The 16989-nt window shown below is 71.2% G+C and carries 17 protein-coding genes and 1 tRNA gene; 10 read left to right on the top strand and 8 right to left on the bottom strand.

The window, feature by feature from the left end:
• The first annotated feature begins 99 nt into the window (after positions 1 to 99).
• The 3 genes from ACZ5FU_RS12390 to ACZ5FU_RS12380 are packed head-to-tail and all read left to right on the top strand — an operon-like array spanning position 100 to position 2159.
• Positions 100 to 576 (top strand): FtsB family cell division protein, encoded by a 477-nt coding sequence (locus ACZ5FU_RS12390; protein ID WP_451527426.1) that lies wholly within the window; start codon positions 100 to 102, stop codon positions 574 to 576.
• Positions 577 to 603: 27 nt separating this feature from the next.
• Positions 604 to 1209 carry a DUF501 domain-containing protein gene (locus ACZ5FU_RS12385; protein ID WP_451779051.1) on the top strand — a complete coding sequence of 202 codons (606 nt, stop codon included), beginning with the start codon at positions 604 to 606 and terminating at the stop codon, positions 1207 to 1209.
• The gene (locus tag ACZ5FU_RS12380; protein ID WP_468644489.1) at positions 1206 to 2159 is read left to right on the top strand and encodes a Ppx/GppA phosphatase family protein; all 954 of its coding nucleotides are present in this window, start codon (positions 1206 to 1208) and stop codon (positions 2157 to 2159) included. The genes ACZ5FU_RS12385 and ACZ5FU_RS12380 overlap by 4 nt, the downstream gene beginning before the upstream one ends.
• 70 nt (positions 2160 to 2229) lie before the next feature.
• Here ACZ5FU_RS12380 and ACZ5FU_RS12375 read toward each other — a convergent pair whose 3' ends face one another.
• Both ACZ5FU_RS12375 and ACZ5FU_RS12370 read right to left on the bottom strand, forming a co-directional pair.
• Positions 2230 to 2499: a type II toxin-antitoxin system RelE family toxin gene (locus tag ACZ5FU_RS12375; RefSeq protein WP_468834629.1), complete on the bottom strand. Its 270-nt coding sequence runs from the start codon at positions 2497 to 2499 to the stop codon at positions 2230 to 2232.
• Complete coding sequence (locus ACZ5FU_RS12370; protein ID WP_468644487.1) at positions 2496 to 2768, bottom strand: type II toxin-antitoxin system Phd/YefM family antitoxin; 273 nt, start codon at positions 2766 to 2768, stop codon at positions 2496 to 2498. The genes ACZ5FU_RS12375 and ACZ5FU_RS12370 overlap by 4 nt, the downstream gene beginning before the upstream one ends.
• Positions 2769 to 3283: 515 nt before the next feature.
• Here ACZ5FU_RS12370 and ACZ5FU_RS12365 point away from each other — a divergent pair.
• Positions 3284 to 4684, top strand: coding sequence for an NAD(P)/FAD-dependent oxidoreductase (locus tag ACZ5FU_RS12365; protein ID WP_451527422.1), 1401 nt, complete (start codon positions 3284 to 3286; stop codon positions 4682 to 4684).
• Positions 4685 to 5009: 325 nt separating this feature from the next.
• On the opposite strand, the gene ACZ5FU_RS12360 is transcribed toward ACZ5FU_RS12365, so the two are convergent.
• Together ACZ5FU_RS12360 and ACZ5FU_RS12355 are read right to left on the bottom strand one after the other, a co-directional pair.
• A complete protein-coding gene (locus ACZ5FU_RS12360) occupies positions 5010 to 7538 on the bottom strand; it encodes an ABC transporter permease (RefSeq protein ID WP_469045290.1) in 2529 nt (842 codons plus the stop codon).
• Between the two features lie 48 nt (positions 7539 to 7586).
• Positions 7587 to 8387: an ABC transporter ATP-binding protein gene (locus ACZ5FU_RS12355; RefSeq protein ID WP_451527420.1), complete on the bottom strand. Its 801-nt coding sequence runs from the start codon at positions 8385 to 8387 to the stop codon at positions 7587 to 7589.
• A gap of 404 nt (positions 8388 to 8791) precedes the next feature.
• Here ACZ5FU_RS12355 and ACZ5FU_RS12350 point away from each other — a divergent pair.
• Positions 8792 to 8876: transfer RNA gene (locus ACZ5FU_RS12350), tRNA-Leu, on the top strand.
• A gap of 54 nt (positions 8877 to 8930) precedes the next feature.
• Here ACZ5FU_RS12350 and ACZ5FU_RS12345 read toward each other — a convergent pair.
• From ACZ5FU_RS12345 to ACZ5FU_RS12335, 3 genes are all read right to left on the bottom strand, one after another.
• Positions 8931 to 9374 carry a hypothetical protein gene (locus ACZ5FU_RS12345; protein WP_469045289.1) on the bottom strand — a complete coding sequence of 148 codons (444 nt, stop codon included), beginning with the start codon at positions 9372 to 9374 and terminating at the stop codon, positions 8931 to 8933.
• Positions 9375 to 9528: 154 nt separating this feature from the next.
• Positions 9529 to 10080: a GNAT family N-acetyltransferase gene (locus ACZ5FU_RS12340; RefSeq protein WP_451527418.1), complete on the bottom strand. Its 552-nt coding sequence runs from the start codon at positions 10078 to 10080 to the stop codon at positions 9529 to 9531.
• Positions 10077 to 11090, bottom strand: coding sequence for a hypothetical protein (locus ACZ5FU_RS12335; RefSeq protein WP_469045288.1), 1014 nt, complete (start codon positions 11088 to 11090; stop codon positions 10077 to 10079). The genes ACZ5FU_RS12340 and ACZ5FU_RS12335 overlap by 4 nt, the downstream gene beginning before the upstream one ends.
• Before the next feature lie 489 nt (positions 11091 to 11579).
• On the opposite strand from ACZ5FU_RS12335, the gene ACZ5FU_RS12330 reads away from it, so the two are divergent.
• The 5 genes from ACZ5FU_RS12330 (at position 11580) to fabI (ending at position 15653) form a co-directional block, all read left to right on the top strand.
• The gene (locus ACZ5FU_RS12330; protein ID WP_451527416.1) at positions 11580 to 12041 is read left to right on the top strand and encodes an ATP-binding protein; all 462 of its coding nucleotides are present in this window, start codon (positions 11580 to 11582) and stop codon (positions 12039 to 12041) included.
• Positions 12038 to 12619 carry a hypothetical protein gene (locus ACZ5FU_RS12325; protein ID WP_469045287.1) on the top strand — a complete coding sequence of 194 codons (582 nt, stop codon included), beginning with the start codon at positions 12038 to 12040 and terminating at the stop codon, positions 12617 to 12619. Before ACZ5FU_RS12330 ends, ACZ5FU_RS12325 begins: the two co-directional genes overlap by 4 nt.
• A gap of 312 nt (positions 12620 to 12931) precedes the next feature.
• Complete coding sequence (locus ACZ5FU_RS12320; RefSeq protein ID WP_451527414.1) at positions 12932 to 14113, top strand: radical SAM/SPASM domain-containing protein; 1182 nt, start codon at positions 12932 to 12934, stop codon at positions 14111 to 14113.
• Positions 14110 to 14871: an acyl carrier protein gene (locus ACZ5FU_RS12315; protein WP_451527413.1), complete on the top strand. Its 762-nt coding sequence runs from the start codon at positions 14110 to 14112 to the stop codon at positions 14869 to 14871. The genes ACZ5FU_RS12320 and ACZ5FU_RS12315 overlap by 4 nt, the downstream gene beginning before the upstream one ends.
• Before the next feature lie 2 nt (positions 14872 to 14873).
• Entirely contained in the window at positions 14874 to 15653 is a 780-nt protein-coding gene (gene fabI / locus ACZ5FU_RS12310) for an enoyl-ACP reductase FabI (protein WP_451527412.1), read from the top strand.
• Positions 15654 to 16380: 727 nt separating this feature from the next.
• Here the strand turns inward: fabI and ACZ5FU_RS12305 are convergent.
• Positions 16381 to 16965, bottom strand: coding sequence for a TetR/AcrR family transcriptional regulator (locus ACZ5FU_RS12305; RefSeq protein WP_469045286.1), 585 nt, complete (start codon positions 16963 to 16965; stop codon positions 16381 to 16383).
• Positions 16966 to 16989 lie beyond the last annotated feature (24 nt).

Below are 16989 nucleotides of genomic sequence, written 5' to 3'. Positions count from 1 at the left end.
TTGAGGGCTCGTCCTGAGCCAGTCGTACGTACGTCCCCGTACCGGTCCCGTACCGTGTCCGGGGACGTACGCACGTGTGAGACGGGAGGCGGGGACGACATGGCCGTGAAGGACCGGGACCGTTTCTCCACCACGACCAGGATCAAACTGCTCGGCGAGCAGACCGCGGCCCGGGTCTACCGGTCCCAGACCAAGCGCCAGGCCCGCCGCTCACGCCTGACCGGCCGTGCGGCCCTCCTCGCGCTGGTCCTGTGCACGCTGGTCCTGGCCCTGGCCTACCCGATGCGGCAGTACGTCTCCCAGCGCGCCGAGATCGCCGATCTCCAGCGCGAGAAGGAGCAGGCCCGCGAGCGGGTGCGACAGCTGCGCGACCTCAAGGCACGCTGGCAGGACGACGCCTACGCCGAACAGCAGATCCGGCTGCGGCTGCACTACGTGATGCCGGGGGAGACGGGCTACATCGTCGTCGACCCCGACGCCGCCGAGCAGTCCCGCGCCGACCAGGGGGCCGCCGACCGCCCCTGGTACTCGAACGTCTGGGACGCCGTCGACACGTCCGACGCCGCCGACCGATGAACCGACCAGAGAGACTTTCGTACAGGCATGGAAACCCCCCCGCCCACCACTCCCCGCACCGAGCCCACCGACGCCGACGTCGAGGCCTTCCAGCAGCAGCTCGGACGACCGCCGCGCGGACTGCGCGCCATCGCCCACCGCTGCCCGTGCGGGCAGCCGGACGTGGTGGAGACGGCCCCCCGCCTCCCGGACGGCACCCCCTTCCCGACGCTGTACTACCTGACGTGCCCGAAGGCGAACTCCGCCATCGGCACGCTCGAGGCGAACGGCGTGATGAAGGAGATGACGGAACGGCTGGGAACCGATCCGGAGCTGGCGGCGGCCTACCGGGCGGCGCACGAGGACTACGTGCGGCGGCGGGACGAGATCGAGGAGCTGAAGAACTTCCCCAGTGCGGGCGGCATGCCGGACCGGGTGAAGTGCCTGCACGTGCTGGTCGCGCACTCCCTGGCCGCCGGGCCGGGGGTGAACCCGCTCGGGGACGAGGCGCTCGCCATGCTGCCCGAGTGGTGGAGCAGGGGAGCCTGCGTGGCGTTCACCGGGCCGCCCGCCGGTGAGGGGTGGCAGGCGGAGACGTCGCGGGACGGGAAGGGCCACTTCGCCTTCAAGCCGGTCGAGGGGGACTCCCGATGACGCGCGTCGCCGCCGTCGACTGCGGTACGAACTCCATCCGTCTGCTCGTCGCCGACGCCCACCCCGGGACGGGTGAACTGGTCGAGCTGGACCGCCGTATGACGATCGTGCGGCTCGGCCAGGGGGTCGACCGCACCGGGCGGCTCGCGCCCGAGGCGCTGGAGCGGACCTTCGCCGCGTGCCGGGAGTACGCGGCGGTCGTCAAGGAGCACGGCGCCGAGCGGCTGCGTTTCGTGGCCACCTCCGCCTCGCGCGACGCGGAGAACCGGGACGAGTTCGTGCGCGGGGTGCTGGACATCCTGGGCGTCGAGCCCGAGGTGATCTCCGGCGACCAGGAGGCGGAGTTCTCCTTCACCGGCGCCACGAGGGAACTGACGGGCCGCGACGACCTGACGAAGCCCTACCTCGTCGTGGACATCGGCGGCGGCTCGACCGAGTTCGTCGTCGGGGACGACCGGGTGCGCGCCGCGCGCTCGGTGGACGTCGGCTGCGTACGGATGACCGAGCGGCACCTGGTCGTGGACGGGACGGTCACCGACCCGCCCACCGGGGAGCAGATCACGGCGATGCGCGCCGACATCGAGGCGGCCCTGGACCTCGCGGAGCGCACCGTCCCGCTGCGCGAGGCGCACACCCTGGTGGGCCTGGCCGGCTCCGTCACGACGCTCTCGGCGATCGCCCAGGAACTGCCGGAGTACGACTCGCGGGCCATCCACCACTCCCGGGTCTCCCGGGCACGGGTCCGCGAGATCACCGAGTGGCTGCTGCGCTCCACCCACGCCGAGCGGGCGGCGGTCCCGTCGATGCACCCGGGCCGGGTCGACGTCATCGCCGCGGGCGCGCTGGTGCTGCTGTCGATCATGGAACGGATCGGCGCCGAGGAGGTCGTGGTGAGCGAGCACGACATCCTCGACGGCATCGCCTGGAGTTGCGCCTCCGAGGCGCGTTGAGGAGCGATCCTCGACGGGATCGCTCACAGCTGCGCCGCCGAGGTGCGCCGAGGCGGTGCCGGGCGGGGCGTCACAGGTTGCGGTGGACGTCCCGCCGGTCGCCCACCTTGACCACGAGGACGACGAGTTCGCCGTCGTTGAGCTGGTAGGCGATCCGGTAGCCACCGACCCTGAGCCGGTAGAGGCCCGACGGGCCGGTGAGCTTCTTGACGTCGGCGTCCTGGCGGTACGGGTCGTCACCGAGTGCGGTCAACGCGGTCAGGACGCGCATGGCGTCGGGTCGGCTGATCGCCCGAAGCTGACGCTGTGCCGCCGTGGTGAACCGGAAGGCGTACTTCACGTCGCCTCGCCGTCCTGCTCGGTGAACAGGTCCGCCAGCAGTTCCGCCATGGTCACGGTGCTGCCTCCCTCGGCCAGTACCGCTTCGGCCTCGCGCGCCAGCATCACATCGGCCGCCTCCTCCAGCGCTTCGAAGTCCGAGATCGGGACCACGGCTGCCACCGGTGCGCCGTTGCGCGTGATGACGGTCGGGACGCCCTCCTCGGCTCGGTTGATGTGATCGGCGAGGTGCGCGCGGGCTTCCCGTACGGTCACGGTGTTCTCAGTCATGCGGACAGTGTACGCGGCAGCGTGTACACGGCGCATCCGTGAGGGAAGTGCGCTCGTGCGCGATCCTCGACGGCATCGCCCGGTCGGTGGCGTAGCCCCTCCGCTGAGCAGGTGGGGCAACGTTTGAGCGCGTTCCCGGGGGCCGGAAACGGCCCTCGGGCGCACCCTCCCGGGAAACTTCGTGAAGTTCTTCACAAGGAAAACGGCCCTGTCGGACGACCAAGTGGGGCCGCTTGGCCCTTCCGGGGGTCCGGCAGGCGGGTGAACATGTTCAAAAGCGGAGGGCGCGGACGTTTCGCGAGGGCTTCGCGGGGCGTGTTTCGAAGGCCTCACCCGGCATCCCGGAGCCCGGAGAGGCAGCTCACGCGGCATTGACAACGGCACCGGGTGTGCACGGGTTCCCGATGCGCACCATGACGTGGATCACGTGGACGGCGGAGGATAGCACACACCCCGGGAAAGCTTGTGAAGGGGCGCACGAGCGACCCCCCTGGGGCGGGTGGATACTCGATGCCATGAGCACCACGGAGCGTCCCAGGATCCTCGTAGTAGGCGGTGGGTACGTAGGCCTGTACGCAGCTCGGCGTATCCAGAAGAAGATGCGCTACGGCGAGGCGACCGTCACGGTCGTCGACCCCCGGTCGTACATGACCTACCAGCCCTTCCTCCCCGAAACCGCCGCCGGCAACATCTCCCCGCGCCACGTCGTCGTCCCGCTGCGACGCGTGCTGCCCAAGGCGGAGGTCCTCACCGGCCGGGTCACCACCATCGATCAGGACCGCAAGGTCGCCACGATCGCCCCGCTGGTCGGCGAGGCGTACGAGCTGCCCTTCGACTACCTGGTCATCGCCCTCGGCGCGGTCTCCCGCACCTTCCCGATCCCCGGCCTCGCCGAGCAGGGCATCGGCATGAAGGGCATCGAGGAGGCCATCGGCCTGCGCAACCACGTCCTCGAGCAGCTCGACAAGGCCGACTCCACCACCGACGAGGAGATCCGCCGCAAGGCGCTCACCTTCGTCTTCATCGGCGGCGGCTTCGCCGGCGCGGAGACCATCGGTGAGGTCGAGGACATGGCCCGCGACGCGGCCAAGTACTACAAGAACGTGTCCCGCGAGGACATGCGCTTCATCCTCGTCGACGCCGCCGACAAGATCCTTCCCGAGGTCGGCCCCAAGCTGGGCGCCTACGGCAAGGAGCACCTGGAGAGCCGCGGCGTGGAGATCTACCTCTCCACCTCGATGGACTCCTGCGTCGACGGCCACGTGGTGCTGAAGAACGGCCTCGAGGTCGACTCGAACACGATCGTCTGGACGGCCGGCGTCAAGCCGAACCCCGTCCTCGCCCGTTACGGCCTCCCGCTGGGCCCCCGTGGTCACGTCGACACGGCCCCCACGCTGCAGGTGCAGGGCACCGACTACATCTGGGCCGCCGGCGACAACGCCCAGGTCCCCGACGTCGCCGCCCGCAAGGCCGGTGTCGAGAACGCCTGGTGCCCGCCGAACGCGCAGCACGCGCTCCGTCAGGCCAAGGTCCTCGGCGACAACGTGATCTCCGGCATGCGGGGCTTCCCGCAGAAGGAGTACGCGCACTCCAACAAGGGTGCGGTGGCGGGCCTCGGCCTCCACAAGGGCGTCGCGATGATCGTCATGGGCAAGATGAAGATCAAGCTCAAGGGCCGGCTGGCGTGGTACATGCACCGCGGCTACCACGGCCTGGCGATGCCGACGTGGAACCGCAAGATCCGCGTCTTCGCCGACTGGACGCTCGGCATGTTCCTCAAGCGCGAGGTCGTCTCGCTCGGCGCGCTGGAGTCCCCGCGCGAGGAGTTCTACGAGGCCGCGAAGCCGGCCCCGGTGGCGGCGAAGCCGGCGTCGGAGCAGACCGAGAAGAACGGCGAGAAGGCCAAGGCCTCCTGACCCGGTCCCACCGCAACCCCTGAAGGGGCCGCCCGCCATCCGTGGTGCGGGCGGCCCCTTCGGCATGGTCGGGCCGGCCCCCTCGGCACGGCCCGGTCCGGGCCGTCGTCCGCCCTTCCGCCGAACCGCCTGCCGCTCGCCGGTCCGGCCTTCCGGCCCGCCGTCGGGTCTTTTGCCGGTCCGCCCCGCCGTGCGCCCCTCCGCCGGTCCGGGTGCCCGTCGCCCTCGGCCCGTCGCCGGGCGCCCGCGCCGGGGAGCGGCCCCGTGGCGGACAGCGGAAGGGGCCCCGCCAAAGTGACCGACGGGGCCCCGCACCAGCCGTCGGTCAGTCCGACTTGATGGCCGTCAGCACGTTCAGCCGCGCCGCCCGCCGGGCCGGCCAGAGCGCCGCGAGCACGCCGACCGCGCCGGCCAGCGCCAGGAACACGGCCATCCGGCCCCACGGCAGGACGAGTTCGTAGGTCGCCATCGACGTGCCGATCAACTCGCCGGCCGCCCAGCCGAAGAACACGCCGAGCCCGATGCCGAGCACCCCGCCGAACAGCGAGATCACGAGGGACTCCAGCCGCACCATCCGCTTCACGGCCCGCCGGTCCAGCCCGACGGCCCGCAGCATGCCGATCTCCTGCGAGCGCTCGAACACCGACATCGCCAGCGTGTTGACGACCCCGAGCACCGCGACGATCACGGCCATCGCGAGCAGGCCGTAGAGCATGTTCAGCATCAGCGTGAACATCTGCGCGATCTCGTCGGAGAGGTCCTGCTTGCTCTGCACCTTGATGGCCGGGTTGGTGCCGAGGGCCTTCTCCAGCCTGTCCTTCACGGCGTCCGAGGCGCCCCCGGAGGTCTTGACCATGACCTGCATGTCGGTCGGGTCGTCCTGGTGCGGGGCGAGGGCGGTGTTGTCCAGGATGATGCCCCGGATCATCTCGTTGCCCTGGTAGACGCCGGCGACCGTCAGCCGCTGCCTCGCGCCGTCCTCGTACGCCACCGAGAACCGCGAACCGGCCTTCCAGCCGTGCGATCCGGCGGTGTCCTCGTCCACGACGACGCGGTCGCCGCCGACCCGGAAGACGCCGTCGTCGACCGTGAGGTCGGTGAGCCGCGCGATGGCGGAGCCGGTGACGCCGGTGACGTACTCGGTCTGCCCGTCGATGCGGGCGGGGGCGCTGCGCAGCGGACTGGTGGCGGTCACCCCGTCGGTCGCCCTCAGCTTCTCCTCGACCTCGGGGGAGAGCCCGCGGCCGTTCGCCATCGACACCACGTAGTCGGCCTCGATCGCGGCCGAGGCCATCTTGTCGATCGACTTCTGCAGGCTGCCCGCCATCACCGTCATCCCGGTGATCAGGGTGAGGCCCACCATCAGCGCGGAGGCCGTGGCGGCCGTACGGCGCGGGTTGCGCACCGAGTTCTGCCGGGCCAGCTTGCCGGACACGCCGAAGATCCGCAGGACCGGCGCGGCGGCCGCGATCAGCGGCCGGGACAGCAGGGGCGTCAGCACGAACACGCCGATCACGAGCAGGACCGCGCCGAGCCCCATGGGGGCCTGGCCGTCGGAGCCGTTCATCGTGGTGGCCACGAGGACGGTCGCGACACCCGCCGCCGAGAGCAGGGCACCGAGGGTGTTGCGCAGCACCAGCGACCTGGTGGACGCGGTGGCGTGGACGCTGCTCATCGCGGCGACCGGCGGGATCTTCGCGGCGCGCCGACCGGGCAGCCAGGCCGCCAGCACGGTGACGACGACACCGACGACCAGGGCGGTCACGACCGTGCCGGGCGACACGACCAGCGGGCCGTCGGGAACGGTCGCCCCCAGCGTGCCCATCAGCGAGCGCAGTCCGGCGCCGATGCCGACGCCCGCGACCAGTCCGGTCAGCCCGGCGACCGTACCGACCACGAACGCCTCGACCAGCACCGACCGGGTCACCTGCCGGCGGGAGGCGCCGACCGCGCGCAGCAGCGCCAGCTCCTTGGTGCGCTGGGCGACCAGCATGGTGAAGGTGTTGGCGATGATGAAGGTGCCGACGAAGAGCGCGATGCCGGCGAAGACCAGCAGCCCCTGCCGCAGGCCGCTCATCGAGGCGGAGATCATCTCCGCCTGTTCGTCGGCGAGCTGCCCGCCGGTGGTGGTCTCGACGAGGTCCTTCGGCAGCGCCTTGTCGAGGGCGGCCTTCAGCGCGGTCTGCGAGGTGCCGGCGGCGGCCTCGACGTCGATCTCGTGGTACGTGCCGGGCTTGCCCAACAGCCGCTGGGCGGTGGCGGTGTCGAAGAGGGTGAGGCTGCCGCCCGCGGCGACGTTGCCGTCGTCGGTGGTGAAGACGCCGGTGATCCTCGGGGTGAGGACGGGGCCGTCCACCGAGAGGCGCACGGTGTCGCCGACCTCGTAGCCGGCCCGCCGGGCGGTCTCGGAGTCGAGGGCGATCTGGCCGGGGCCCCGCGGCGCGGTGCCCTCCCGCAGCGGGTACCGGGGGTCCGCGTCGCCCCAGTAGTTGCCGCCCTGCGCCTGGAAGCCCTCGCTGACGAGCTCGCCCTCCTTGTCGGCGATCGCGGTGAAGCCGCGGACGACGCCGATGGCGGAGGCGGCGCCGGGCACCTTCGCGCTCGTGTCGAGAAGGGCCGGGGTCAGGTCGGTGATCCCGCCGATGCGGTCGCCCTCGTCCTCCTGGAACTCGGCCGTGACGGCGACGTCGACCTGGTCGAATCCCTTGGCGGAACTCTTCTGGTAGGCGTCGGAGATGGTGGTGGTGAAGACCAGGGTCCCCGACACGAAGGCCACGCCGAGCATCACGGCGAGCACGGTCATCAGAAGCCGGGCCTTGTGCGCGAGGACGTTGCGCAGGGCGGTACGGAACATGGGTTCTTTTCTTCTCGGTCCTGTCGGTCCTGTCGGTGGGGACCGGGATCAGCCGGCGCGGCCCTCGGCGTCGGGGCCGGAGGTCCGGGGGCTCTTGCCGGGAAGCCGCCGCATGCGGTCGAGCACGGACTCGGCGGTGGGCCCGTGCAGCTCGTCGACGATCCGGCCGTCCGCGAGGAACACGACCCGGTCCGCGTACGCGGCGGCCACCGGGTCGTGGGTCACCATGACGACCGTCTGACCCAGCTCGCGCACGGAGTTGCGCAGGAAGCCGAGCACCTCCGCGCCCGAACGGGAATCGAGGTTCCCGGTCGGTTCGTCGCCGAAGACGATGTCCGGCCGGGAGGCCAGGGCGCGGGCGACGGCGACGCGCTGCTGCTGGCCGCCGGAGAGCTGCGAGGGGCGGTGGCCCAGCCGGTCGGCGAGTCCGACCATGCCGATGACCTTGTCCAGCCACTCCTTGTCCGGCCTGCGGCCGGCGATGTCCATCGGGAGGGTGATGTTCTCCAGGGCGTTCAGGGTGGGCAGCAGGTTGAACGCCTGGAAGATGAACCCGATCTTGTCCCGGCGCAACGTGGTGAGCTGCTTGTCCTTCAGGGAGCCCAGCTCCGTGTCGCCGATGCGCACGGAGCCGGAGGAGAAGGTGTCCAGCCCGGCCACGCAGTGCATCAGCGTGGACTTGCCGGAGCCGGAGGGGCCCATGATCGCGGTGAACTCGGCCTGCCGGAAGTCGACGGACACCCGGTCCAGGGCGACCACCCGGGTCTCCCCCTGCCCGTAGGCCTTGGACAGCTCCGTGGCGCGTGCGGCCACGGCGGTGGACCGGTCGGCGAGGGGCATGGTGGTCACGGTGGAGCTCCTGTCGGGACGACGGCGTGGTGCGTTTCGGGGTCCGCACCATCGTCTCGGCCGCCCGGCGCCGTGTAGTCACCCGCTGTTCCGGTCTCGGGGGCAGACTTCGGAGGGACGGCGGGCCGCCGCGTCATACCAGGGGATGACGGACGTCCCTGAGGCGTCGCCCGAGGTGCCGTTCGTCAAGAACCGGTGGAGCACCCTCGTTCGGACGGTGAAATTCCGTCATTCCGCATGCACCGGCCGACGTCGCGCATGAGGCTTTCGGCATGTGCGGATGGCCCGTTCCGGGGCTGATGCACCCTCAGAAGTCAATAAAATAAGACAACATCGGGTTGCCCGCCCCCTGTCGGCCGGACGCCTCCCGATAGGGTCGAACCGCGACGCGGAGCCCATGGCCTGCCCGGATGGTGGAATGCAGACACGGCGAGCTTAAACCTCGCTGCCCTCGCGGGCGTACCGGTTCAAGTCCGGTTCCGGGCACCACCCCAGACGCCTCGTGCGACGGACGGTTACCCGTCGTCGTCCGCTCCGGTCGGGTCAGGTGGCGAGCGCGGCTTCCAGCATCCGCCGGGCCACCACGGTCAGTTCGGCCACTTCGGGCACCGGGCGGGTCGCGGCCAGTGCGCCGGCGAGCCGGTCGTACAGGAAACCGTCGGTCCAGGCCACGAGCAGATCCGCCGCCGGGGCCGGGCGGGGAGCCCCGAGCGCTGCCAGCAGGGCCGCGACCCTGGACCGTGTGGCGAGTCCGGCGGCCTGCAGATCGGCGCGCAGCTCCGGCCGGCGGGTCGCCTCCAGGCTGAGTTCGAAGCGGGCCAGCTGGCGGTCGCGCGCCTTCGTCAGCCAGTGGTGCAGCAGCGCGCCCATCACGCCCGCGGCGGAGTCCAGGTCCGGGCCCGCGCGTTGACCGCGCCCGCCGGCAGATCGAGCGTGCCGCTCACCTGCCGGCCTGGCCGGTCCGTGTGCCGGCTGCCGGCGGCTCACTCAGCGGTACGGCCGTGGCGGGTGCCCGCTCTGCCAGTGGTGCATGGCCTCCACCGTGGAGCGGTACGGCAAGGCCTTGCGCTACGTGAACACCCGGCCGCAGTAGGGCGCCCCCCGGGTGGGAGCGGGCCGCCGTGGTGACGCCAGTCCGGTCCTACTGCAGGTCACGAACCATGCAGTCGTACAGGGGGGAGCCCTCCCAGGGGAGAGACGTCCCGACGCGGTGGTACCCCCATGCCTGGTAGGCCTGGCGGGCGGGGGCGGCCTCGCGCTCCGGCCGGACGGTGAGCGTGACTCGCTCGGCGGTAACGCCATCCAGTAGCCGACTGTGCAGAGCGGCCGCGATGCCGCGGCGGCGCCATGCCTTCCGCACGGCCAGCTCGATGATGACGAAGGTTCTCCGGCCGTTCTCGCGGATGGTCTCGGGAGGCAGCTGTACATCCTGGAGGTTGGCCCACCAGCGGGTCTCCGGCGCCAGGTAGTAGCCGTACGTGAAGCCCACGACTTCCTGCCCGTCGCGCGCGAGGACCAGGCGCATACCGGGCCGCTCGGCCTGGACGGCGTAGTGCTCGATGAAGTCAGCGACGTCCCGGGGTCCTTCCTTGTACGGAGGATCGGCGTAGACCTCCTCGTACGCAGGCAGGAAGGCGTCCAGGAGGCTGGCGGCCTCGTCGCCCTCGTGCCGGGTGTAGGTGACCTCGGTCATGCTGCTTTCCTCTCCTGCACGTATTCCGTCAGTTCCTCGGCGGCCTGCTGCGCGGAGACGGCGGCAACGTCTTTGAGCAGTCCGGTGACCTCGCTCAGCCTGCGGAGCACTCGTCCGGATTCCACTTCTTCCAGGTGGACCAGGCTTGCCGTGGCCTGGGAGGCGGCCTCGTCAGCCTCTCCGCAGGCGACCAGGCTACGAGCCAGGGTGAGCCGGTACAGCGCGCGGTTACGGCCGTAGGTGCGGTCCTGGTGGTCGAGTGCCGCCCGCAGGAAAGCGACCGCGCGCTGGTGGTGGCCGGCCTCGGTGTAGAGGAGGCCTTGGGCGTAGTCCAGTTCGGCGTGGCCGTGGAACGCTGCCCAGTCCGGGGAGGGCCGCCCGCGGCTTGCTCGTTCCATCAGCCGCATGGAGTCGGCCAGGCGCCGGCGGGCGGCGGCGTCGTCTCGCAACAGGGACAGGGCGCGCGCCTCGCGGGAGGCGATGAGGGATTGCAGGACGGGGGAGCCGTAGCGGGCGGCCCGGTCCTGGGCGGCCCGGGCCAGGTCGTAACCGTCGCGCGGCCGGCCGGTGTGGCTGGCCTGCATGCTCAGGGAGGCGAGCACGAGAATCTCCAGGGATGCCTCCCGCAGCATGGTGGCTGTGGTCAGGGCGTCGCCCCAGTAGGCGGTGGCCGTGTCCTGGTCGTCGGCGTCGTAGTGCAGCCAGGCGCAGTGCTCGGCGGTCTCGCCGGCGAGGAGGCGTAGCTGTCGCCCGATGGTCTCGGGGTACTCCCGGGTGTTGATCACTCGGCGGATGCGGCGCAGGTGCTTGGCGGCGAGAGAAAGGACGTCCCCACCGCCATATGCGTCGTCCAGGTGGTAGAGGGACCGGAGGCCTTCGCGTAGCTCCAGAACGTGCGTGGTGCCGACAGCGCGTGTCCGGGCCGGCGGAGTTCTGGTGGCCTCCGCGGTCGGCAGAGTGACAGCGGCGGCGGCGCCGATGGAATCGGAGAGGAATGCCCGTCGATGCACGCTGGTGCCTTCCTGTGCGAGGAGCGTTGCTCCTTTCACGGTGACACCGGCAGGGGGGGTGCGGAAGCCAAGTTCGGTGGGGTCTACGCCGAGCATCGCGTGGATGACGCGCCATGTCCGCGCGCGCGGTGTCGGCGGAGGCAGCTCACGTTTCCAGCGGCGGACATGGCGCGTAGTCACCGTGACCGGCTCACCCAAGAGCGCGGCGGTCTCCTCAAATGCCATCACAAACTTGGCAGTTGTGTCCCAGCCCTGAGCGATGCAGGCCAGCTCGAAGAGTGTCGGCTGCTCGGTCACGTCGTAACTCCTCTCGTCTGCCCGCATACCGACCGTAGCGGCCCAGGTGGAAACGCATGTCTCCTCCGGCGGAAATGCCCGCCTGAATGTCCTCCTGAACGTCCGAGCGGGAGCGTTCCCCGGTTGTTGGCTTGAACGGCGGGCCCGTCGGTCCCGCCGTGGGAATGCACGACACCGTTTGGGGGCGTCAGCATGGCGAGCAGCACCACCCGCCACGAAGGCGAGGCACGGCATCGGCTGAGAGATGCATGGCGGCCGATCGCGTCGACCACGGGAGACCCGGCATACGCCGGCGTCTTCCAGAGGGACGACTTGGCGGTGAGGGACGCCCGGGCGATGGTCCGTATCGTCCTGTCCGCGTGGGGCCTCGGCCAGCTCGAGGAGGACGCGGGCCTCCTCGCGACGGAGCTGGTGGCCAATGCTGTTCGGCATGCGCGTGGGGACGTCATCCGCTTCACCGTGACCCGTACGGCCCGGTACCGGGTTCGTGTCGCGGTCACGGACCGGAGCAAGCAGGCGCCTGTGCTCCGGCCTGCCAACCCGTTCGCGGAGTCGGGGCGCGGCCTGCATCTGGTCGTCGCTCTCTCCTCCCGGTGGGAGGTCATCCCGCTGCCATGGGGGAAGCAGGTCTGGGCGGAGGTGGGTGAGGCGTGACCCCCGCTGCTGCGGGCCTGGTGCCCTACCTGCCTTGGCACGACGCCCCGCTCGATCTCATCCCCGTGGGCGGGACCTGGAGCGCGGTGAGCATGCCGACGGCCTGGGGCCGGCTCGTGTGGGACGTCCTCGCGGAGCGTTCCGGGCCGGTGCTGGAGGACTGTGTGACGGCCCGGATGCTCTGGCCGATCCGGCCGGGCGATGCCGACGGGTGGCCGGACGGCTCCCTGGTAGGCCTGACCGTGCACCGTCCCGGGGACCTGGTGACCGTCTGCGGGACGCTCGGGTACCGGAACGTGATGCGGTGGCTTCGCGTCCCGGCGGCCCGGCACTGGGCCACGGAAGGGGCTCTGTCGCGGGCCGCCGTGGAGTTCGTGGTCGGGCCGCTCGCGGAGGTGGCGCCCGTCCAGGTGCGCGCCTACTGCCGGGCGACGACGCGGCATGGCCGGCTGCTGGAGCGCGTGTACCAGCAGTCCGGCCCGGGCGCGGAGTTGTGGGTCTGCTCGCCATGCTGGACGTCGGCCCTCCGGGGTGGCCCCGGCCGGCACCTCCGTGCCGTGCGGGAGGGCCCTTTGTGAGCCCCCGCACGGAGGCGATCGCCTGCATGGTGATCGGCACCGCTCTGGTGACGGTCCTCCTGCTCGGCTTCTGCCTCCGCACCTGAAGCTCCCCCTGGCCGGTATGGCGCCGGTGCAGTCCGGCGCCGCCCCTTCCGCTCCTCCCTGCGGACGGACCCGGCCAGGGGTGGGACATACGTCCCTGGCCGGCCCTCCGTGGGGGAGTGACGGCAGCCAGGGGCACCGGTCCCGGCCGCCCGGTGATCCCGGCGGCCGGGACCGCCACGCCAGGACGCCGCCCGCGACCAGGGCGGCCACCCATGAGGAAAGTGAATGATCAAAGAGGGTGCGCACACCTACATCGACGGGCAAGGGCCCGTCGTGCCCTACACGGGGAAGTACGCGGTCAAACTGGACAACCCGTTCGCGGTCATCCGTGACCGCTGGGACGCGGCCGGCATCACCGGCGCCTACCGGCCGCTGCGCGTCGAGTTCGAGCTGACGGACCGCTGCAATGACACTTGTAAGAGCTGCGGCATGGGCGCCAAGCCCGTGTCGGAGGGCGTGACCCTGTCGGATGCGCAGCTCCACCGTCTCGTGTCCGAGTTCGCGGATGTGGGCCTGTCGTCCGTGGCCATCACGGGCGGCGAGCCGTTCGTGTCCTCCCGGGCGCTGTACCGGTTCATGGAGCTGGCGCGCGGCACGGTGGACATCGGGAAGCTGACGACGAACGGGATCTGGGGTACGGAGAAGGGGACTCCGCACGTCTTCGAGCGGCTGGCCGCGAGCGGCTTCCTCGACAGCCGTATCTTCGTGCCCCTGTTGATGGTGTCCATCGGGGAGCAGACGACGCCGTTGGACCGCATCGCGCGGATCATCCGCCATGCCACGACCGAGTTCACGGACCGGGAGCTGAACGTGGCGGTGTCCAGCCTGGCGGACCCTGCGGACCGGAAACATCGCGTGTATGAACTACTGCGTATCTACGGTGAGTTGTACGGCGACTTCCCGCACGACCGGGTCCATTCCACGATGCGGGTCTACCTGGAGAACGAGCGGCTGGAGGACCAGGCCCCGATCAACCGGCCCGGCTCCACGACGGTCACCCGGTGGATGGGTGCCTGCTATGACTGCTTCGCCCCGACGGTCGGCACGTACGTCCTGCCGTGCGCGCTGATGAAAGTCAGCGGGGAGCTGTACTCCTGCGCGGCGTTCAACGTGCCGGAGAAGCTGGGGTTCGGCAACGTCCTGCGCGAGCCGTTCCGGGAGATCCTCGCCCGGGCCAACTCGAGCGCTTACGTACGGACGGTGCGCGCCGGCCACGGGCTCAAGGGCGTGGGCGAGGTCGTCCCGCCGGCCGTCACCGACCGGATGACGTGCGGCTCGTTCTGCGGGTCCTGCAAGCTGCTCATCGACAAGTTCGAGGAGGCGACCGGGGAGCAGGGGCCCGGCGGGCGCCAGCGGACGTTCATCCCGCTCCAGGGCTTCTCTGCGCGAGGGGAGCAGTGCGCGTGATCACGACTCTGGTGACGGACACTCTGGCGTCCATCAGCGGCCGGCCGGCCGGGGAGTGCGCGGCGCGGGAGCGGCACCTGTTCCAGGACCTCGGCCTGGACAGTCTGGGGCTGATGGAGACCGTGTCGGCCCTGGAACGGCTGACCCGCGGCGCCATCCCGGACGAGGTCACCGGGCAGCTGTCGACGGTGGGCGACCTCCACGACGCGGTGAGCCGGTGCGCGGGCGGCCCCTTCGTCCGGATCGCGCAGGCGGAGGAGTACCTACGCGGTCACGCCAGCGCGCACTTCGAGCGGGCCGCCCGGTTCCGCGCGGCGAGCGAGCACCTGCGGGCCAGCGGCCTGGACGACCGGGACCTCCTCGTCGACCTCGGCGCCGGCCTCACCGAGCTGGACTACACGCTGCGCGCCGAGTACGGGTGGCGCGGCCGGTACGTACCCCTCGACGCGTGGGTGGACGGCACCTTCGACCTCACCACCTGGCGGCCGGCGCGGCCGGTCGGCTGGTACGCGGCTCTGGAGGTGCTGGAGCACCTGGCGGACCCGGAGGACCTGGTGCGCCGAATGACGGAATCCGCGCTGAAGGGCGTTGTCGTGACGACTCCCAACAGCGCCGTGGTGGATGTTTTGGCGCAGGACCCCACCCACGTCACGCCGCTGGATGAGAAGACTCTTCAGGGGTGGGGGATGACGACCAGCCTGCACAACTTCTACGGCCGGTACCAGGACGGTATCTGTGGCCTGTGGCGAAAGGACTGACGATGGACCTGAACGGCAGGAAGATCCTGGTCTTCGGTGTCCTCACCGAGACCAGCATGGGTTTCCGGATCGCGGAGGCGGCGACGCGGGCGGGCGCGGACGTGATCCTCGCCAACGCCCCGGGCCGGCCGAGCTCCATCATGGGCCGCATCGCGGGTCGGCTGCCGAAGGCGCCGGTGGCGTGCCTGTCTGCGGACGTCACGGTGCCTGGTGACCTGGAGGCGCTGGCGGAGGAGATCGCCGGTCACTGGGACAGCCTGGACGGCGTCGTGCACGCCGTGGCGTTCGCACCGCAGGACGCGCTCGGCGGGAACTTCCTCAACACGCCGTTCGAGTCGGTGGCGACCGCCATGCACGTCTCGGCGTACTCGCTGCAGGCGCTGACGGTGAGCGTGCTGCCGTTGCTGGAGCGGTCGGAGTTCGGGGCGTCCGTCGTCGGCCTCACCTTCAACGCTCAGGTGGCGTGGCCGGTGTACGACTGGATGGGGCCGACCAAGGCGGCGCTGGAGTCCATCACCCGTTATCTCGCGCGGGACCTGGGGCCGCGGGGCATCCGTGTGAACTCCGTGGACTCTGGTCCGATCACGACCATGGCCGGCAAGTCCATTCCTGGCTTCGACGAGCTGGCGAAGGTCTGGCCGGAGCGGGCTCCGTTGGGCTGGGACACGTCGGACGCCACGCCGGTGGCGGACACGGTGGCCTTCCTGCTGAGCGGTGGATCTCGTGCCATCACGGGGCAGGTGCTGCACGTGGATGGCGGGTTCTCCGCCGTGGGCGCCTGACCGCCCGTTCAGTAGCGCTGCTGCCCCGGCCGTTCGATGGTCGGGGCAGTATGCCGTCTGGCGTAGGCCGATGGCGCCTCAACGGCTGATACAGGAAACCTCGTAGCTCTTTCGGGTGACCGGTGTGTACCGGATGCTTTGCGCTGGTCACCATGGGCACGCAGCAGTTCATGGCGTACATGTTTCGGCCGACTGGTCGGGGCGTGGCGCAGGTCTCGTTGTGCCCTCGTGGCCGGCGGGCGATCCCAGTTCATGCTCCGCAAGTTGACGGGATCGTGAGGAGGGCCCGACGGCCGATGACGCCGCCGGGCCCTTCCTTGTTGTACGGGATCAAGGCGGCCCGCGGAGGCGGTATCTCGCTGAGCACTGGTGGGCGCGTGGAGGCACTGGGGCGCGCACCCGGGGGGTGAGCGGAGGGCGGGCCCGGCGGTGCCGGAGGAGGTCCTGGAGGACGCGGAAGTCGTGGCGGCTGTCGGGCTGTCGCCGGCGGTCCGTGAGCCGTGCGCCCAGGCGCGGGCGCACCGGGCGCACCGGGCGCACCGGGCGCACCGGGCGGGCCGAGGCAGGCTGAGGAGGCCTGGGTGAGTGTGAGGGGGGCGAAAACCGCTGGTCGTGGAGTCGTCGCAGGTCGGAGGCTCGGCCCGTAAGCGGTCAAGTCCGGTTCCGGGCACCACCCCAGACGCCTCGTGCGACGGACGGTGACCCGTCGTCGTCGGCTCCGGTCGGGTCAGGTGGCGAGCGCGGCTTCCAGCATCCGCCGGGCCGTCACGGTCAGCTCGGCCACTTCGGGTACCGGGCGGGTCGCGGCCAGTGCGCCGGCGAGCCGGTCGTACAGGAAACCGTCGGTCCAGGCCACGAGCAGATCCGCCGCCGGGGCCGGGCGGGGAGCCCCGAGCGCTGCCAGCAGGGCCGCGGCCCTGGACCGTGTGGCGAGTCCGGCGGCCTGCAGATCGGCGCGCAGCTCCGGCCGGCGGGTCGCCTCCAGGCTGAGTTCGAAGCGGGCCAGCTGGCGGTCGCGCGCCTTCGTCAGCCAGTGGTGCAGCAGCGCGGCCATCACGCCCGCGGCGGAGTCCAGGTCCGGGCGGCCGCGGTCCGCCTCCCAGCGGTCCACGTCGGCGACCGAGAGTTCGGCCAGGCGGAGGTAGCAGGCGCTGATCAGGGCGCTGCGGGTGCGGAAGTAGTACGACGTGCTGCCGGGGGGCAGGCCCGCGGCGGCGTCGACCGCGCGATGGGTCAGGCCGCGCAGCCCCGCGGTGGCCACGGTGCCGATGGCGGCGTCGGCGATCAGCTCTCGGCGGTGGGGGGTGGACATGCCCGCACTCTACAGCTGTAGAGT

It is taken from the genome of Streptomyces sp. NPDC031554 (assembly GCF_055580685.1).
This window is presented reverse-complemented; position numbering and strand designations above follow the sequence as displayed.

Coding starts and splice junctions, on each gene's coding strand:
- ACZ5FU_RS12390 (WP_451527426.1), top strand. CDS start 100: ATGGCCGTGAAGGACCGGGACCGTTTCTCCACCACGACCAGGATCAAA.
- ACZ5FU_RS12385 (WP_451779051.1), top strand. CDS start 604: ATGGAAACCCCCCCGCCCACCACTCCCCGCACCGAGCCCACCGACGCC.
- ACZ5FU_RS12380 (WP_468644489.1), top strand. CDS start 1,206: ATGACGCGCGTCGCCGCCGTCGACTGCGGTACGAACTCCATCCGTCTG.
- ACZ5FU_RS12370 (WP_468644487.1), bottom strand. CDS start 2,768: ATGACTGAGAACACCGTGACCGTACGGGAAGCCCGCGCGCACCTCGCC.
- ACZ5FU_RS12365 (WP_451527422.1), top strand. CDS start 3,284: ATGAGCACCACGGAGCGTCCCAGGATCCTCGTAGTAGGCGGTGGGTAC.
- ACZ5FU_RS12360 (WP_469045290.1), bottom strand. CDS start 7,538: ATGTTCCGTACCGCCCTGCGCAACGTCCTCGCGCACAAGGCCCGGCTT.
- ACZ5FU_RS12340 (WP_451527418.1), bottom strand. CDS start 10,080: ATGACCGAGGTCACCTACACCCGGCACGAGGGCGACGAGGCCGCCAGC.
- ACZ5FU_RS12330 (WP_451527416.1), top strand. CDS start 11,580: ATGGCGAGCAGCACCACCCGCCACGAAGGCGAGGCACGGCATCGGCTG.
- ACZ5FU_RS12320 (WP_451527414.1), top strand. CDS start 12,932: ATGATCAAAGAGGGTGCGCACACCTACATCGACGGGCAAGGGCCCGTC.
- fabI (WP_451527412.1), top strand. CDS start 14,874: ATGGACCTGAACGGCAGGAAGATCCTGGTCTTCGGTGTCCTCACCGAG.
- ACZ5FU_RS12305 (WP_469045286.1), bottom strand. CDS start 16,965: ATGTCCACCCCCCACCGCCGAGAGCTGATCGCCGACGCCGCCATCGGC.